Origin of the sequence: Paenibacillus albidus (assembly GCF_014644435.1) — a bacterium.
In the GTDB taxonomy this organism is placed as follows: Bacteria; Bacillota; Bacilli; order Paenibacillales; family Paenibacillaceae; genus Paenibacillus_AQ; species Paenibacillus_AQ albidus.
Genome location: NZ_BMKR01000008.1, coordinates 70,272 through 89,017 on the forward strand (window position 1 = coordinate 70,272; position 18,746 = coordinate 89,017).

General features: G+C 50.5%; 15 protein-coding genes. All 15 read right to left on the reverse strand.

Annotation, left to right across the window (positions count from 1 at the left end):
* Window positions 1–18 precede the first annotated feature (18 nt).
* The 15 genes from IEY53_RS11540 to IEY53_RS11610 all read right to left on the reverse strand — a co-directional run bounded on the left by IEY53_RS11540 (window position 19) and on the right by IEY53_RS11610 (window position 18,743).
* On the reverse strand, window positions 19–1,419 hold the full coding sequence (locus IEY53_RS11540; RefSeq protein ID WP_189025265.1) for a UDP-N-acetylmuramoyl-tripeptide--D-alanyl-D-alanine ligase: 1,401 nt from the start codon (window positions 1,417–1,419) through the stop codon (window positions 19–21).
* A complete protein-coding gene (locus IEY53_RS11545) occupies window positions 1,419–2,906 on the reverse strand; it encodes a UDP-N-acetylmuramoyl-L-alanyl-D-glutamate--2,6-diaminopimelate ligase (RefSeq protein WP_189025009.1) in 1,488 nt (495 codons plus the stop codon). Before IEY53_RS11545 ends, IEY53_RS11540 begins: the two co-directional genes overlap by 1 nt.
* A gap of 56 nt (window positions 2,907–2,962) precedes the next feature.
* A complete protein-coding gene (locus IEY53_RS11550; RefSeq protein ID WP_189025011.1) occupies window positions 2,963–4,888 on the reverse strand; it encodes a stage V sporulation protein D in 1,926 nt (641 codons plus the stop codon).
* 81 nt (window positions 4,889–4,969) lie between these two features.
* The gene (locus tag IEY53_RS11555) at window positions 4,970–7,093 is read right to left on the reverse strand and encodes a penicillin-binding transpeptidase domain-containing protein (protein WP_229696090.1); all 2,124 of its coding nucleotides are present in this window, start codon (window positions 7,091–7,093) and stop codon (window positions 4,970–4,972) included.
* Between the two features lie 144 nt (window positions 7,094–7,237).
* Window positions 7,238–7,630, reverse strand: coding sequence for a hypothetical protein (locus tag IEY53_RS11560; protein WP_189025015.1), 393 nt, complete (start codon window positions 7,628–7,630; stop codon window positions 7,238–7,240).
* A 24-nt stretch (window positions 7,631–7,654) separates the two neighbouring features.
* A complete protein-coding gene (rsmH, locus tag IEY53_RS11565) occupies window positions 7,655–8,608 on the reverse strand; it encodes a 16S rRNA (cytosine(1402)-N(4))-methyltransferase RsmH (RefSeq protein ID WP_189025017.1) in 954 nt (317 codons plus the stop codon).
* A 36-nt stretch (window positions 8,609–8,644) separates the two neighbouring features.
* Window positions 8,645–9,082, reverse strand: a complete 438-nt coding sequence (gene mraZ / locus IEY53_RS11570) for a division/cell wall cluster transcriptional repressor MraZ (protein WP_189025018.1) — start codon at window positions 9,080–9,082, stop codon at window positions 8,645–8,647.
* A 287-nt stretch (window positions 9,083–9,369) separates the two neighbouring features.
* Complete coding sequence (locus IEY53_RS11575) at window positions 9,370–10,635, reverse strand: adenosylhomocysteinase (RefSeq protein ID WP_189025020.1); 1,266 nt, start codon at window positions 10,633–10,635, stop codon at window positions 9,370–9,372.
* Between the two features lie 45 nt (window positions 10,636–10,680).
* Window positions 10,681–12,312, reverse strand: coding sequence for a bacillithiol biosynthesis cysteine-adding enzyme BshC (gene bshC / locus IEY53_RS11580; protein ID WP_189025022.1), 1,632 nt, complete (start codon window positions 12,310–12,312; stop codon window positions 10,681–10,683).
* A 162-nt stretch (window positions 12,313–12,474) separates the two neighbouring features.
* A complete protein-coding gene (locus IEY53_RS11585) occupies window positions 12,475–13,395 on the reverse strand; it encodes an ABC transporter ATP-binding protein (RefSeq protein WP_189025024.1) in 921 nt (306 codons plus the stop codon).
* On the reverse strand, window positions 13,392–14,387 hold the full coding sequence (locus IEY53_RS11590; protein ID WP_189025026.1) for an ABC transporter ATP-binding protein: 996 nt from the start codon (window positions 14,385–14,387) through the stop codon (window positions 13,392–13,394). The genes IEY53_RS11585 and IEY53_RS11590 overlap by 4 nt, the downstream gene beginning before the upstream one ends.
* Before the next feature lie 12 nt (window positions 14,388–14,399).
* Complete coding sequence (locus IEY53_RS11595) at window positions 14,400–15,338, reverse strand: ABC transporter permease (RefSeq protein WP_285229538.1); 939 nt, start codon at window positions 15,336–15,338, stop codon at window positions 14,400–14,402.
* Between the two features lie 2 nt (window positions 15,339–15,340).
* The gene (locus IEY53_RS11600) at window positions 15,341–16,273 is read right to left on the reverse strand and encodes an ABC transporter permease (protein WP_189025028.1); all 933 of its coding nucleotides are present in this window, start codon (window positions 16,271–16,273) and stop codon (window positions 15,341–15,343) included.
* A 217-nt stretch (window positions 16,274–16,490) separates the two neighbouring features.
* Complete coding sequence (locus IEY53_RS11605) at window positions 16,491–18,206, reverse strand: peptide ABC transporter substrate-binding protein (RefSeq protein WP_189025031.1); 1,716 nt, start codon at window positions 18,204–18,206, stop codon at window positions 16,491–16,493.
* Window positions 18,207–18,356: 150 nt separating this feature from the next.
* Entirely contained in the window at window positions 18,357–18,743 is a 387-nt protein-coding gene (locus IEY53_RS11610; RefSeq protein ID WP_189025033.1) for a DUF3397 domain-containing protein, read from the reverse strand.
* Window positions 18,744–18,746: the final 3 nt, after the last annotated feature.

Below are 18,746 nucleotides of genomic sequence, written 5' to 3' on the forward strand. Positions count from 1 at the left end.
TTCACCCCCTCCATTAATTTAGGTCTCTTGATAATGAGCCTGCAGACTGTGCATCGCTTCTTCCAGCTTCATTCCCCGGGAAGCTTTGAAGAGAACGATATCCTTCGGACTGCTTTTGTCCACAAGCCCGGCAATCAGCTGTTCTTTATCGGTAAAAGCAAACACCCGCTCTTTGCCGAACGTCTGCTCCGCAGCGTCTGCCAGATGTCTGGACAACGGCCCGTAGGTAAATATAAGATCTGTCCGCTCAGGATCCAGATAGACCCCAATTTCCTTATGGAATTGCATTTCTTCCGGTCCCAGTTCCAGCATGTCCCCCAACACAGCAATTTTGCTGCCCGCAGTCTTCATGGACTGAAGCACATCAATGGCTGCCTTCATGGAGGTTGGACTGGCGTTGTAGGCATCATTCAGAAGGGTAAGCCCGCATTCCATGCGGAGCACCTCGATCCGCATGCCGGTCAGCTTAAGGGTGCTCAGGCCGGCTTCAATATTCTCCGCGGTCACGCCGTAATGACGCGCAACCGCGAGCGCAGACAAGGCGTTGATCACATTATGCCGTCCCGGCAGCGGCAAGGTGAAGGCCCGTTCGGCATGTTGCTGTGAAGTGAAGGTCATACCGCCGCTGTGCGACATCATGCCTGTCGGATAATCGTCATTGCCGGCATCCCCCCCAAAACGGAAGGTATTCATTCCCGCCGGTGCCCGAAAAGCCGGCTCTTGCAGCACTTCGGCAAGCAACGGCTCATCTCCGTTATAGATCAGCAGACCGCCCGGCTTCAGGCCTTCAGCAATCTCCAGCTTGGCCCGGGCAATCTCCTTGCGCGAACCAAGCTGCAGCAGATGCGATTCCCCTACATTCGTGATTACAGCCACATCAGGCGTTGCCAAAGAAGCCAGCAGCGCAATTTCTCCCCGCGAGCTCATGCCCATCTCCAGAACGGCAATCTCGGTATCTTCTTCCATGGACAGAACAGTCAGAGGCAAGCCAATATGATTATTGAAATTGCCTTGTGTCTTGTGCACTTTGAATTGCCCCTCCAGCAGAGCCGTTATCATATCTTTGGTTGTCGTCTTGCCGTTGCTGCCGGTGACCGCAACCACCTGGGGGGCAACATCTTTCAGATACGCGGCAGACAGCTCCTGGAGCGCCTCCAGCGTATCCTCCACCACAATGACCGCACCGTACGGCGGAGTCCCTCTGTCACGCTGCCAGAGTGTCCCGGCAGCCCCCGCAGCAAGAGCGGCGCCGCCATAGTGATGTCCGTCGAAGGTTTCTCCGGCGAGCGGAACAAATAGGCAGGCAGGCGTAATTTTGCGGGAGTCGGTCACGACTCCTGCAATCTTCGTATCCACCGCGGAGGAGGACAGAAGTTCTCCTCCGCACATGGCAGCGATAGTTCCCAGTGTTCTAGTAATCAATAGCTTCGGCCCCTTATAACTTCTTTAGCGACGATCCGGTCATCGAACTCATGGACCACTCCGCCGATCAGCTGATAGGTCTCATGACCTTTCCCCGCAATCAATACTACATCGCCGGGGCTTGCCATTTCAATAGCTTTCCTGATCGCTTCGCGCCGGTCAGCGATCAGCTCATAACGCTCAGCAGGCACAGCGTCCTCTTCAAGTCCGGCTTCAATATCCCGCAGAATCAGAAGCGGATCTTCGGTCCGCGGATTATCGGAAGTCACCAGCACCTTGTCGCTGTATTTGGCCGCTATTTTGCCCATCTTCGGGCGTTTGGTGCGGTCTCTGTCTCCGCCGCAGCCGAACACGGTCAGCACCTGGCCTCCCGCAAATTCACGGACCGTACGCAGTACGTTCTCCAGGCCGTCCGGCGTGTGGGCATAGTCGACAATGACAGCAAAGTCCTGTCCTTCATCCACCGATTCCACTCGTCCCGCCACACCCGCTACCGCCTCCAGACTGGCTTTGATCTCCGCAAGCGGAATATCCTCCAGCAAGGCGGCAGTGATAGCTGCAAGCGCGTTGTAGACATTGAACTTGCCGACCATCCGCAGCGAAATATCCGTCTCCCCTTTAAACGTCTCAACATGGAAGGATGTTCCTTTGGCCGTAATGGAGATCCGTGAAGCCCGCACATTGGCCTGATTGTCTATGCCGTATGTAACGACTTCCGCCGCAGTTTGCGCTGCAAAATAACTGCTGGCCTCATCATCCACATTCAGCACCGCGTATTTGCGTTCTTCTTTCCAGGGAGAGATCACATTGCCCAGCCGGGCGAAGAACAGTCCCTTGGTCGCACGGTACTCTTCCATACTATGATGATAATCCAAATGATCCTGGGTCAGATTTGTAAAAATCGCGGTGCGGAAATCCGTCCCTTTCACCCGTCCTTGTTCCAGAGCATGGGAGGAGACTTCCATCACACAGCACTGTACACCCTTGACGGCCATATCATGGAGTGAACGCTGCAGTTCGAGCGATTCGGGCGTGGTTCCCGAGGTCGGATAGGTTTGGCCGTCGTATCGCATTTGAATGGTTCCGATCAAGCCGGTCTTCAGCCCGTGATCCTGCATAATACGTTCAATGAGATAGGTAGTGGTTGTTTTGCCATTCGTGCCTGTGACGCCAATCATCCGCATCCGGCTGCTGGGGGAGCCAAAAAAGGCGTTCGAAAGCACCGCCATGGCAAACCGGCAGTCGTCCACAACAAGCTGCGGCAGATCCACATCCAGTTTCCGTTCACATACGAGCGCAGCAGCGCCTTGTTCCGCAGCCTGACGGGCATAATCGTGACCGTCAACCGTAAAGCCCGGCAGACAGATGAACAGGTCGCCCGGTTTCACGCGCCGGGAGTCCACCTGTATATCGGATATATCCAGTTCCCCATCTCCATACAGCCGCACAGCAGCCAGACAAGAAGTTAATTCGCTAAGTTTCATAGTAATCCCTCACTCTGCTTTTTCGAAGTAACAGGGCCGCTCACCGCCCTATCGATTTAATCCTCGGCCGCTCCCATATAAATCCGGATGGTTGAGCCCCGCTCCACCCGCGCTCCCGCTTTGGGAGCCTGGTTGACCACTGTATTGCCTGAACCTGAACGGGCAAGATTAAAGTTCATATTCAGGTCCTCGTAAATATCCTGTACCGTAGCCCCGGTAAGATCAGGAACGGTCACAATCGGAGTTTCGCCGTATTTATAGGTTTTGGGAAGTTGATCGCTACGCTCCGGCACTTTTAGATAGTGCAAGGAATCCTCCAGGATGTTCTGCACGATCGGAGCAGCTACTACGCCCCCAAACTGTATCCCCTTCGGATTATCTACCGCTGTATAGACTACAATCTGCGGATCATCCGCAGGCGCAAAGCCGACAAAGGAAACGATATGCTCTGTCGGGGAATAACGGCCATTGATTACTTTTTGTGCAGTACCTGTCTTGCCCCCCACACGGTAGCCGTCTATAAAAGCCGGCCGGCCTGTGCCTTTGGCAACTACGCTCTCAAGTGCTGCACGCACCTCCTTGGATGTTTCCTCCGATATCACCTGCCGCACGAGCTCCGGCTCTACTTCCGATACCTTTTCTCCGGTATCGGGATTAATCCATGCTTTGGCCACATGCGGCTTGTAAAGCTTGCCGCCGTTAATCGCGGCCGACACCGCTGCAATCTGCTGAATCGGCGTTACCGAGACGCCTTGCCCAAACGCCGTGGTCGCAAGCTCCACCGGCCCGACCTGGGAAGGCTTGAACAGAATCCCGTTCGATTCGCCGTTCAGATCAATCCCCGTCTTCGTACCGAAACCAAAATCACGGATGTATTTGAACAGGGAGTCTTTACCCAGCCGCTGCCCAAGCGCAACAAAGCCCGGATTGCAGGAATTTTCTACTACCTGCAGGAAGGTTTGGCTGCCGTGGCCGCCTTTTTTCCAGCAGCGCAGCTTCGCTCCGCCTACCTCAATAAAACCGGGATCGAAGAAGTGATCATTCTGCAGATTAACCTTGCCCTCCTGCAGCGCAGCAGCCAACGTTATAATCTTGAAGGTTGAACCCGGCTCATAGGTCATCCAGATGGGCAAATTACGATTGTATATAGCCGCTTCGTATTCCTTATATTGACCCGGTTCATAACCCGGTCTGCTGGCCATCGCCAGAATTTCGCCGTTCTTCGGGTTCATGGCAATGGCCCAGCTGCCCTGAGCCTGGTATTTCACCATGGCCTGATCCAGCTCACGTTCCATAATCGACTGGATTTGTTTATCAATCGTCAATTGCAGACTGAGGCCATCCTGCGGTTCGGCATACTTCTCCGAAGAGCCGGGCATCAGTCTGCCCCCTGCATCGGACAGATAGGAGATATTACCGGCTATCCCCTGCAGCAATTTGTCATATACCGTTTCAACCCCCGTAATTCCCTGGTTGTCGATGCCCGTGAAGCCCAGAATATGCGCTGCAAGATCCCCGTAGGGATAATACCTTTTGTTGTCCTCAGCCACAACGATGCCCGGCAGCTGCAAATCACGGATGCTCGCGGCAAGCTCCATCGTAATTTTGCGGCCGCCGGGCGTAAGCTTCACCGAAGACTTTCTTTGGGTCAGCAGCTTTACCAGCTTCTCTTCGGTCATGCCGAGCAAAGGCGCCAGCTGCTGAGCTGTTTGTTCCTTATTCTTCACCTGAACCGGAATAGCAAAGATTGTAGGCGAACTGATATTGTAGGCCAGCGCCACACCCTCGCGGTCCAGAATCTCCCCGCGTTTGGCCGTAAAGGGGATATTGCGCCGCCAGGAATCCTCTGCTTTGGCACTCAGCTTCTCGCCTTGGGACAGCTGCACATAAGCAAGACGAACAACCAGCGAACCGAATAACACTGCCAGTCCCAGCAGCGTCCACAGCATTCTCCGCCGTGTCACGACCTTCGAAACCTTCATTCCGTTCTCCCCCGCTTTCCCTCATCTAAGCATGTTCTCTTACCACATGACTATTCGGGACAAACAGGGGTTAGAACAAGCCTATGGCTTGTTCTCCGTTTCCGGTGTCGGCTCCGGCGATGCCACCGGGATATTCTCCCCGTACGGATTGTAGGGCTTAAGCTTTAACGTGACCTGGGTCTTGCCGTCTTTCGTGGCTACGTTTTGCTCTGCTACGTAACCTTCTCCATCAACCACGATGCCCACCTTCAACAGATTAAGCACTTCAAGGGCGTCACGCAGGGACTGGCCCTTCATATCCGGGATATTGGGCTTATCCCCCTGCTGGCTCAGCAGATAGATACGCCGGCCTGAAGCAAGCTTGGAGCCGGCTTCGGGATATTGACTCACCACGGTTGCCCCGCTGCCAACAGCTTCAAAATCATAACCCTGATCAAGCAGCAGCGCTCTGGCTTCTTTGACCGTTTTGCCGGTCATATCCGGCGTAGTGCGCAGAGGCGGAGCCGTCTCGCTCCCCTTTGCAACCTCGGTAGTTGTTTTGGCGGTGGTTTTGGGAACCCCCATGTATGGAAGGGCCTGCGAGACAATCTCCTTGAACACCGGGGCTGCCGCCTTACCGCCGCCAACCTCCACATTCGGTTCATCGATAATGACAATTACGGCAATTTTGGGGTTGTCTACGGGTGCATAACCGATAAAAGATACCAGTACTTTGGATTTAACATACTCCTTGCCTTCCACCTTGATGGCCGTTCCCGTCTTTCCAGCAACCCGGTAACCTTCAATATAGGCATGTCTCCCTGTGCCATCTTTTTGATCCGCTACTACCTGTTCGAGATATTCGCCTGTCTCCTTGGCGCTTGCTTCCGAAATCACCTGACGGACCACTTCGGGCTTTGTTACCGTCGTCTTTCCGCTATTCGGATCAGTGACTTCCTTGATGACATGAGGGGTCATCAGCTTCCCGCCGTTGGCGATGGCAGCTACCGCAGCCAACTGCTGAATAGGAGTAACAAGGACCTTCCCGTGCCCGTATGCTAACGTTGCATTCTCGGAAGCAATTTTAGGATCGGGGTTGACCACGCCGTTGGTTTCTCCAGCCAGATCAATACCCGTTGTTCCATTAAAGCCAAAATCATTGATATACTTTAAAAGCTTATCCTGGCCCAGCATTTCATAACCCAGCTTCACAAACGCCACGTTACTGGAACGTTTGACTCCTTCCAGGAATGAAATGGTCCCCCAGCCCACCCGATTGATATCATGGAGCGGCTTACTGTATCCTTTGATTCTGATCTGCCCAGACATGAAGGTAGTCTCTGGATTAAATAGCTTTTCCTGTACAGCCGCGGCAAGCGTTACAATTTTGAAGGTAGATCCCGGTTCATATCTCGACTTAATGGCGTGATTATAGAATCCCGCCTGCTCGTCATCCCAATATTCATTTGGGTTAAATGTCGGCAGGTTCGCCATCCCCAGAATCTCCATCGTATTTGGATCTGCTGCAATGACTGTCATACTTTTCGGTTTGTACTGCGTGAAAGCCTTCCGCATAGCCTCTTCGATATAATACTGAATAGTACTGTCAATCGTCAGCTTGTAATTATCCCCATTCACTACAGGCTGGTACTCTTCCACCCCGTCGGGAAGTTTGGTGCCTTTGCGGTCACTTTGGTACTTAATACTCCCGTTCACACCTTTAAGCCGCTCATCCAGAGAACTCTCCAGACCTATTTCGGCATTACCGTCCCGGTCCGTATAGCCCAGAATATGGGCCGCCAGTGTGTTCTTGGGATAATAACGTTTCTGCTCCCGGACGAATCCGACACCGGTTTCCCGGATGCTGTGTTTCTCTTCCAGGGATTTGATAAACACCTCTACCTTGTCGTGCAGCTCCTGATTGATCTTCCAGCCCTCATTGCGGACCTCACGGTTCTTAAGATATTTCCCGTCTTTATCCTTGGCCTCAACCAGCTTGCGCAGCTCATCCTCCGGTTTGCCCAGCAGTTCATGCAGGCCGGTGATCACTTCTTCCCCCAGCTCCTGTTCATGGATAACCTCCGGATTGACAACAACGGTATAAGCCGGCACATCGCTGGCCAGCACATTGCCGTTACGGTCCGAAATCGTACCGCGAACCGCCTTGATTGTTGATTCCCGCTCCCACTTAGCAGTCGCCTTGTCATGCCATTCTCCATGCTCCATGACCTGTATCCAAAAGACCCTTCCAAGCAAAACAAGAAAAAAGAGGGTAATACACCCTCCTATAAACAGCGTGCGAAGTTTTATTCTTTTGACCATACGCAAACCTCACCACTTATATTATATTGCGATCTTGGCAACCGCTCACTAATTGTCCCCGTCAGTAGTTTTGCCGCTGAGCGGCACATAGATTGTCGCATCTTCATCAGGTTCTACAAAACCCATTTGCTTGGCTTTTTCCGGAATCTGCTGTTCCAGCGTCTGCTTCTCCATTTGATAGACGGCAATTTCCTTCTTGGATGCCGAGATTACCCGTTCCAGATCCTGAGCCTGCTTGTTCAAATCATAAATTTGGACGTAACGCCAAATCAGGGTGGCAGCCACGAGGACAAATACGCCCAATGTCAGCATATACAAGAGTTTCTCCTGCATCGGAAGTCCCGTGCGTCTGGTGACTACTTTCGTCTTCTCGCGGTATAACGGGTTGACTTCTTTTTTTCGTTTGGGCTGAACTGCTAAATTGCCGCGGGTATAGGCCATCTCCGACTCTCCTTTATCGTCTTTTTACAATTTCTCTGCAATGCGCAGTTTGGCTGAACGGGCACGCATGTTAAGCTCCAGCTCCTCTTCCGAGGGCACAAGCGGCTTGCGGTTAATCAACTTCAGCGTACCTTCAGCACCGCATACACATAGCGGAAAGTCAGGCGGACATGTACATCTGCTGACATAACTGCTTAGGATTTGCTTGCAAATCCGGTCCTCGAGGGAATGAAACGTAATAACAGATACTCTTCCTCCAGGGGCAAGGCAACGTACCGCTCCGTGCAGCCCTTCCTCAAAAGCGCCAAGCTCGTCGTTGACTGCAATTCTGAGGCCCTGAAAGCTGCGTTTGGCGGGATGGCCGCCTGTTCTCCGTGCAGCCGCCGGAATGCCTTCCTTGATAAGCTCGGCCAAGTCGCCGGTGGTCTCCACCGGGCGCTCTGCTCTTCTGTCCACAATGCGCCTCGCGATCCGCCGCGAGAACTTTTCCTCTCCATACTGGAAAAGCACGCGGGCAATCTCCGCTTCGGACCATGTATTTACAATATCAGCCGCCGTAAGCAGGGCTGACTGGTCCATCCGCATATCCAGCGGAGCATCATGGTTATAGCTGAATCCCCGCTCCCCTTCATCGAACTGGGGGGAAGACACGCCAAGGTCGAAGAGTATTCCGTCAACTTGGGGAACCCCATCCTTTTGCAGGACAAAAGGCACATCCTTCAGTACACTTTCCAGGTCACGGAAGTTGGTCTTGACAAGTACAACCTTCTCTCCGTATTCGGCCAGTCTCTCTTTGGCATTCTCCAAAGCCCAGTCATCCTGGTCCAGACAGATCAGGCGGCCTTCGCCGCTGAGCTTTGAAGCAATCAGAGCGCTGTGCCCCGCTCCTCCGAGCGTACAATCCACGTAGACTCCATCTTGTTTGATGTGCAGCCCTTCTGTCGCTTCTTCCTTAAGCACCGTGATGTGGTGAAACAAGCTGCATCCCTCCAGGGCAATATTCGAATAGTAAATTTATAGGTCAAAATTGAAATCCACCAATTTCTCGGCAATTTCGTTGAACGATTCCTCTGATTGTTCGAAGTACTGCTCCCATAGTCCCTTGTTCCAGATCTCCACCCGGTTCGAAACGCCTAAGATTACACAGTCCTTGTCCAGCTTGGCATACTGCCGCAAATTGCCGGGCAGATTTACCCTTCCTTGCTTGTCCCAGACACACTCTGTCGCTCCCGAGAAAAAAAAGCGGCTGAATGCGCGGGCATCCGATTTCATCAGTGATAGACTTTTAAGCTTTTGTTCCATGATTCCCCATTCTTCCATGGGATAAACAAACAGGCAGGAGTCGAGGCCGCGGGTCGCTACAAAGGAGGTTCCGAGCAATTCACGGAACTTAGCCGGAATAATAATGCGGCCCTTGTCGTCAATGCTATGCTGGAATTCACCCATAAACATAGTTTTACCCACTCCCAATGAACAATTCCCCACTTCGCCCCACTTTTCACCACCTAAGCATAATAGATTCGCCATTAAAAATCAAAAACCTTTTTAATAAGCAAGGTATTTTTTTACATAACGTCCCCAACTTATGTAATGTGATCAAAACCATTCCAGATAAGGCTTCCTCAAGCCAGCTGTACAGCCTGATCAAACTTATGTCCATAAAAAAAAGCCGTTCAACCGGACATAGCGTCCGGCTGCGGCTTCATTGTCAATCGGGGGCACTTGCAATTCGGTATGGATTAATCGTTCAGATTCCAGCTATCCAGATATTCTACCTGAGCCGGTGTCAAGCTGTCAATAGCAATGCCAAGACTTTCCAGCTTATAGCGGGCCACCTGCTCATCCAGATGATAAGGAACGTTCTCGACTTTTACACCAATCTCTTTATAGTTGTCATTCACATATTTAAGCGACAAAGCCTGAAGGGCAAAGGTCGTATCCATAATTTCTGCCGGATGGCCGTCGGCTGCACCCAGATTTACGAGCCGTCCCTCTGCCAAAAGGTAAAGCTTGCGTCCGTCTTTAAGCTGGTACTCCTCGATATTCTTGCGGACGGTGCGCTGGGAGACGGATCTTTCGGACAATTCCGGCTTGTTCACTTCCACATCAAAATGGCCGGCGTTGCACATAATCGCCCCATCCTTCATCACATCATAATGCTCGCCGCGGATAACGTAACGGTTACCTGTTACAGTAACAAAGAAATCGCCCCGCTTGGCTGCTTCCACCATAGGCATCACATGGAATCCGTCCATATGGGCTTCAACGGCTTTTATGGCATCGACTTCGGTTACGATAACATTCGCACCCAAGCCTTTAGCGCGCATAGCCACGCCTTTTCCGCACCAGCCATAACCCACTACGACCACTGTTTTGCCGGCTACGATCAGATTGGTTGTACGCACAATGCCGTCCCAGGCCGACTGGCCCGTACCGTAACGGTTATCGAACAAATATTTGCAGTACGCGTCATTTACGGCCACCATCGGGAATTTCAGGATGCCTTGTTTGTGCAGCGCTTTGAGCCGGATAATGCCGGTAGTCGTTTCTTCGGCTCCGCCGCGGATATTCTCCATCAGATCAGGCCGCTCGGCATGCAGCAAGGTGGCAAAATCGCCCCCGTCATCAATAATCAGATCAGGCTTGCTCTCCAGCGCCTTGATGTTCAGCGCCTTAAATTCCTCCGGAGACGGATTGTATTTGGCAAACACGGTAATTCCGTCTTCCACTAGTGCTGCACAAACATCATCCTGGGTGGACAGCGGGTTCGAACCGGTAATAGTTACTTCTGCGCCGCCAGCTTGTACCACTTTAGCCAGGTAAGCGGTTTTGGCCTCCAGGTGAAGCGTGATGGAGACCTTTAGTCCTTTAAAAGGCTGCTCCGCTTCAAACTGTTCACGAATCCGGTTCAACACCGGCATATGCTGGCGAACCCAGTCGATTTTCAGATGTCCTTCGGGCGCAAGCGACAGATCTGCCACGATACTTTTTTCTTTGGAACTCATAGTGAAACCTCCTCAAAGTTGGGTGAAACCTGACTTAATCAACTATTACATATAAAGGACCCGGTGTGTCCCGCTGTAGTCCGGGGGAACAGCCATTAGTTCATCCAGCCACGCGGGGCCATAACGGTTCAAGTAGAACATGATATTGTATACGCGTTCCTGGGGTTTGCCCTGCGGCATCAAGGAGCGCTCGATTCGTTCCCATTGCCGGAGTGCAGCCTCATTCTGTTTCTCCATGGCATCTTGTGCTTTAGCCTGCAAGAAAGAAATCTGGTCCACTATTTTGTCCTTGTTGCTGTTCCCCAGCTTAAGCAGGCCGGCCTGAATAGTACCCAATTGCTCAATCAGCGGCTCATACATGGCGGTGAAGGCCTTTTTAGTCTCTTCAAATCGCACACCCAGCTGCAGTTCATCCTGCGCCGCCAGCCACTCTTGCCTTTTCGCATCCAGACCCGTCACCACATCGGCAAAAGCAAGTCCATACTTCTCGATATGTTTATGCAGCGTACCTTCCACTACAGTAAACGACATTCGCGGCAGGATTAGCGGCATCTGTCCGCCTATCGCCCCGAAGGCCCGGTGCGGAATAGCCCAATAGGCTATTTCTCCTTGACCCAGCACTGTGGCCAGCACCGGCAGTACATAATCCTGCATTAAGGGACGGGTCAGCACATTATTGCTGAAACGTTCGGGGTGATCGGCCAGCAACGCCAGCAGCTCCTCGCGTGAAAAAGCAATGTTTCCCTTCCGGTCAGTGAACTTCCCGTCCTTCTTGTGCAGCAGCAAACGTGAGCCCTCGTGGATATAAAAAAGATTGGCGCTGCCGGCCGTCACCTCGGCCTGAAGCTCATATCCGCCATCCTTAAGCTCTGCAGCGGACTGCAGATAGGCTGCCTCCAGCGCATCATTATCCGTAATCAGCGAGGAGAAAAACGGCTGTTCCAAACGGCGCAATGCCGGATCGGCGGAATCAAGCAGAATTAGACCGAATTTGCCAAATAATACACCCATCAATTTCGCAAAAACCTCAGTCATACTTGCTGCCCCCAGCGAAGCTTCCCGAATGGATGCCATAAGCTGCGGTTTGAATTCACTTTCCTGCAGCAAACCATCCAGTTGCTCTACCGCTTGTTGCCAGCTGTCTTCATCTACGCGGATATCGCTGACTGAAGCACGCGGACCCTCTTCCTTGTCCATCTTGAGTTTGGAAAGCTCATGGGTGCGGCTCAACACATACGTATGATTGACCTCATCCCAGTCGTGATCCTCTCCGGCGATCCAGAACAAGGGTACCACCGGGCGTCCCAGACGCTCACCGGCTTCCCTCGCTGCCTGAATGATCGTAATGGCTTTATATATTACCAGCATTGGCCCTGTAAAAAGGCCGCTCTGCTGCCCGCCTGTCACAACAAGTGTGCCCGGTTGTTCCAGCAGCTCCAGGGAAGCCATAACCTCTGCATGAGGATTATGCCGTTCATTGTAAACACGCAGACAAGCAGCCACCTTGGACCGGTCAGCACGGAGGCTCTCCCTGCCATCCAGCCATGCGGCGCGTTCCCGCCTGCTCTCCTCATTGCGGAAATCTCCGCCGTACAAATGCCGTACCTTGTCATAACGTTCTATATAGTCGCGTGCGAGCGCAGATCCACCCGGGAGCGGTTCCGGTACAACGTTCATTGCGTTTGCCTCCTGTTCTACTGTCCCTGCCGTATGTAAATCGGAATATGATAAACTTCTTAATGATTGTATCCAAAGATAGAGCCTTCGTCAAAGCATCTCCAGCATTCTTTAGAAACGAAAACCGCCGGAGAGATCTCCGGCGGTTCATATTCATTACTATCAGGCAAACGCTTTGGCTACGAAATGGCCTTTGGAGACTTCGACCAGCTGCGTTTCGGCATCGTTGGTCTCATCCCCTTCGGAGAAGATGGGGCTGCCCAATTCATCCTGCATATGAATCCGTTTCTTGTTGACTTCAATTTCCGGATCGGGAACCGGAATAGCCGACAACAGAGAGCGGGTATACGGATGGATAGGGTTGGCGTATAGCTCTTCACTCTCAGCCAGCTCCACCATCTTGCCCATATACATTACAGCTACGCGGTCACTGATATGCTTAACCATCGACAAATCATGCGCGATGAAAAGATAAGTCAGTCCAAGACGGTCCTGCAGTTCTTTGAGCAAGTTAACCACTTGGGCCTGAATGGATACGTCCAGGGCAGAAATCGGCTCATCGCAGACGATGAACTTCGGATTAACCGCCAGTGAGCGGGCAATCCCGATCCGTTGACGTTGTCCGCCGGAGAACTCATGCGGATAACGGGTCGCATGGTCATGGTTCAGACCGACCATATCCAGCAGCTCTTCAATGCGTTTCTTGCGCTCTGCACGGCTTCCGGCCATTCCATGAATGTCCAGTGCCTCACCAATGATATCGGATACCGTAAACCGCGGATTCAGCGATGCATACGGGTCCTGGAAGATCATTTGCATATCGCGGCGGTAAGCTTTCATTTTGCCCGGGGACAACTTGTAAATATCTGTTCCATTGTACTTTACGCTTCCGGCAGTCGGCTCATAGAGCCGAAGCACCGTACGGCCGGCAGTGGTCTTTCCGCAACCGGATTCCCCTACCATGCCCAGCGTTTCACCTTCACGGATAGAAAAGCTAATATTATCAACAGCCTTAAGAACCTTGCCTTTACCTACATTAAAATACTTCTTAAGACCTTCTACTTCAATCAGGTTCTTACTCAAGAGTACTGCACCTCCTTGGCCATCGAATGCAGATTCCAGCAGCGCGCCATATGCGTCTCGCTGAATTCTGTGGCGCCGGGATCAATCTGCTCGCACACATGCATTGCTTCATTGCAACGCGCGGTGAAGGGACAGCCGATCGGCGGCTTAATCAGATCAGGCGGCGTACCGATAATCGGGATCAGCGGCTCGCCCTTTTTTTGGTCCAGACGCGGCATCGAACGCAGCAGGCCTTTGGTATACGGGTGCTGCGGATTCTTGAAGATCTCCCAGCGGGTACCCGTCTCCACTACTTCACCTGCATACATTACAATGACGCGGTCGCACATGCCGGCTACTACACCCAAATCATGTGTTATGAGAATGATGGAGGTACCCAGCTTGTTCTGCATGTCCTTCATCACATCCATAATCTGTGCCTGGATCGTAACATCCAGCGCCGTTGTCGGCTCATCCGCAATCAGCAGCGCCGGACGGCAGGCGAGTGCGATGGCAATCATTACACGCTGGCGCATCCCGCCGGAAAATTCGTGGGGGTATTGGTTAAAGCGAGCCTCCGCATTTTTGATACCCACTAATTGAAGCATCTCAATCCCTTGCTTTTTCGCTTCGGCCGCTGACATTTTCTGATGTTTGATCAAAACTTCGGTTATCTGCTTGCCCACTTTAATCGTTGGGTTCAAAGAAGTCATCGGGTCTTGAAAGATCATGCCAATATCCTTGCCGCGAATCGATTCCATTTGTTTGGTGCTGAGTTCCAGCAGGTTTTGCCCTTGAAAGATGATTTCTCCCTTTTTGACCTTGGAGGGAGGTGTTGGAATCAGCCGCATGATGGATTGCGCAGTTACACTTTTGCCGCTGCCGGACTCGCCGACGATGGCAACTGTTTCACCTTTGCCGATTTCGAAGTTCATACCGCGTACCGCCTGAACCTCCCCGCCTTTTACAAAGAAAGAAACCTGCAAATCCTTGACTTGTAAAATAGGTTCCACCTTGTACACCTCCTATTTCTTCAGTTTCGGATCAAGCGCATCACGCAGGCCATCACCAAAAATGTTAAAGGAAAGCATGGTCAAACTGATGACAATCGCAGGTGCAAGCATCCGCCAAGGATAATACATCCAGCCTGTAAGCGAGTCACTGATCATAGAACCCAGTGAAGCAACAGGTGCTTGTACCCCAAGGCCCAGGAAGCTCAGGAAGGCTTCAGAAAAGATAGCACTTGGTACAGACAAGGTTACTGTAACGATGATCGGCCCCATTGCATTAGGCAACAAATGACGGAAGAGCAGACGTTTCCAGCCCGCACCCATCGAACGGGAAGCCAAGATAAACTCACGGTTCTTCAGCTGCATAATTTCGCCGCGTACAATCCAGGACATATTAATCCAGCCTGTAATGGTCAATGCGAGAATAATTGTTCCAAGACTTGGCTCCAGAACGACAAGCAGCATGATCACAACCAGCAAATAAGGAATAGAATAGAGAATTTCGGAGAACTTGTTCATAACCGTATCAATGCGGCCACCAAAAAAGCCCATAATTCCGCCGTATATAATACCGATGATCAAATCGATCAGTGCAGCCGCAAGGCCGACAATCAGGGATATCCGGGCCCCCATCCAGGTGCGGACAAATACGTCCCGACCAAAATCATCCGTACCGAACCAGTGGTCGGAGGAAGGTGGCTTGTTCGTGCTCATTAAATCGTTGGAATCATAAGTATAAGGAACCAAATGTGGAGCCACAATGGCCATAATAACGATCAGGATCATGATAATCATGGCTGTCATGGCCATCTTGTTCTGGCGCAGGCGCTGCCAGGCATCCTGCCAGGCGGACAGACTCTCGCGCTGAATCACTTCCGCATCTTTTTCATCAATGCCAACCTTGCGGAAATCCTCGGGCTTCAACTGAGCAATCACTTTATTAGATTCAGCCAACTTTAATCCTCCTTCCTTTGGGTCAGTTTGATACGCGGATCAATAGCGACATAAGCGACATCCGTAAGGAAACGCGCCACCATCAGAATCACGCCGTAGAAAATGGTAATCCCCATGATGATCGGATAGTCCCGGGTATTGATCGCTTGAACGAATTGTTTCCCGATGCCCCCGATACCAAAGATCTGTTCAATAACAACCGAACCGGTAATGATGTTCGCCGTCATCGGTCCTACGTAAGTGACAACCGGCATAATGCCGTTGCGCAGCACATGGCGGAATACAATGGAACCCCAACTGAGGCCTTTAGCTTTGGCTGTCTTGATGTAATCCGCATGCAATACCTCCAGCATACTTGAACGGGTCAGACGTGCAATAACTGCAATCGGAGAAGCCGTTAGGGCCATCACCGGCAGGAAGTAGTTCATCGGACCATTAAAGCCCATGACAGGGAATATCTTCCAATGATAGGCCAACAGATATTGCAGCAGCGAGGCTACCACAAAACTCGGCACCGCGATCCCAAGCACGGCAAGGACCATCGCCACATTATCAATAAGCTTGCGATGGTGAAGTGCCGCCAGCATGCCCAGCGTAATACCGACTAAAATAGCGACAATGATTGCGACAACCCCAAGCTTGAGTGAGGCTGAAAAGGTTTGACCAATAATATGGGAAACATCCTGGTTCAGCATCTTCATAGATATCCCCAGGTCACCTTGTAGAATATTCTTCAAATAAATACCGTACTGCTCAAAGACGGGCTTGTCCAAATTGTACTGTGCGTACAAACGCTGCAGGATTTGCTCTGGAATCTTTTTCTCAGCTGTGAATGGATCTCCGGGGATCGCCTTCATCAGGAAAAAGGTTGCAGAAATCAGCACAAACAGTGAAATCACCATGTGGAAAAATCTATTTATAACATAACGAAACATGCCCGTCACCACCTCCTTCGACATTTTCTGACTTGTCTATTGTAAGAAAAAAACAACCGCTTGTCTATTTTCTGTAAATTCCTCTTTTGTAAAAAAACAACAAATAGCATCACATACAAAAAAAGGGATATATATGGAGTTCCACATATATATCCCGAAGTGTTCTTAAAACTTCAGACTATTATAATACTGTATTTAGTTAGTGTTTCTCGATTTCCTAGTGCTCAAGCAGGTAAGCACGGGACAAGTCAATCGCACCGCTGAAGTCAATAGTTGAACCTTTAAGGTATTCTTTGTTCAGCGAGTTGTTGGTGTAGTAGTAGATTGGAATAACTACCATATCATCCATCAGGATTTTTTCTGCAGCGGCAAACTTCTCTTGACGGACTGCATTGTCGGCAGAAGTTTGTGCTTCTTTAACCAGCTTGTCATATTCCGCGTTGGAGTAGCCGGAGTCGTTGTTACCTCCGCCAGTCAACCACATATCCAAATAAGTCATTGGATCATTGTAGTCGGCAGACCAGCCCGCACGTGCTACTTGATAGTTCAGGTTGTGTCTGTCTTCGATAAAGACACCCCACTCTTTGTTCTCAAGCTTCACTTCAACGCCGAGATTCTTTTTCCACATATCGGCAATAGCTACAGCGACCTTTTGGTGACTTTCACTTGTATTGTACGTAAGGGTAAGTGGCAGTTTATCCAGACCTTCTTCTTTCAGACCTTCCGCAAGCAATTTCTTGGCTTCATCCACATTCTCAGTGAAATATTGCTTGTCATCCACTTGAGCGCGGTATTCTTGTTCATTACTTTGAATACCTGGAGGCACATATCCAAAAGCAGGTAATTGACCACCTTTGGTGATGTTATCAATAATTGGCTGGCGCTCGAGGCCCATTGCCAAGGCTTTACGAATTTTAACGTTAGTGAAAGGTTTCTCAGTTACGTTGAACTGGTAGTAGTAAACGCTGGCAATCCCTTTTCTTGAGAATTCATTAGGGAGTTCCTTCTCAACGATTGGCAGCTGCTCTGTCGGAATTTCACCAATAGGGTTCCCGGCACGGTCAAGTTCACCATTCTTGTAGCTCAACAATTCAGTTGCGCCACTGTTTACGATGGAGAAGTTGATGTTCTCAGCTTTGATTTGATCTGCTGCATAATAAGATGGGTTCTTGGTTACTTTCAGGGATTGACCTGTAGTCCATTCCGTCAAAGTAAAGGGTCCGTTAGTGATTTGAGTATCGGGAGTAGTTGCCCATTTCGGATTGTCCTTAACGGAACTATGAACTGGATAGTACGTATAGAAAGACAACAATCCAAGGAAATATGGAGTTGGGTTATTCAGAGTCACTTCAAGTGTTTTGTCGTCAACTACTTTAACGCCGACTTGACTGAAGTCTGTAACTTTGCCTTTATTGTAGTCTTCGGCATTCTTCAGGTAATACAATTGATAAGCGTAAGGAGCGGCTTGTTCTGCTTTTGGATCAAGGACACGCTGCCAGGCGAATGCAAAGTCTTTCGCTGTTACAGCATCACCGTTGCTCCATTTGGCGTCACGAAGATGGAAAGTGTAAACAAGTCCGTCAGCGGAAATATCCCAGGACTCAGCAATACCTTCTTCAGCTTTACCTGTTTCTGCATTTTGGCGCGTAAGTCCTTCATACATCAATTTCAGAATGGCATTGGCTGTACTGTCTTGCGCTTGCTGTGGATCAAACGTTGGTGGCTCGGAGCTCAAGTTAATTTTGAGCGTTTGATCGGCGGCCAATTTCTCTCCGCCTTCAGCACCTTCATTAGCTGGTGCATCGGTTGCAGCCGCATTGGTCGGACTGGCCGAGTTGCCGGTGTTAGCGTTGTTTCCGCCACAGCCCGCAAGCACTGTACCGATAACAAGTACTAGTGCCAACATAAGCAATAGACTTTTACTCTTCTTCATCTAGCAGTTCCCCCTAAATAGAATGTGGTATATGGTTTATGATTATACAACCAGTGGTCAAAAAAATCTAGAGTAATGTTTTCTGAAAACACTTTTTTTTTAAAAGTTTAAAATTTTGTGACATTGACGCTTTACCGGAGCAATGGAACATTACATCGCTTGTGATATGTACTTAATTAGGCCGACAAACATAAACATAAGATAACCCACACCCATAAACAGGAAGCAAAGCCTCCAAACGGCCCGGAATAATCGCTTTCCATCCACCTTTCCCTTCAGCCTGTTTTGGGCTCCGCCAATCAGTCCAGCGGATATTAATACAATAAGTAGTATAAGATAGAACCCGAAGCCCGACTGAAATATGTTATTGAACAAAGCGGATACCGACAGCAATAAAAACACGGTAGTTATATCCATGGCCAATAAAAATGTGCTTTTCCGGTCTTTTTTCAAACCCATCCCGATAAAATAGACCATTAAGAAAGGAACAACCGGAATAACGCTTAATGTAATGAACGAATTTCGCAGAAACTCCAACAG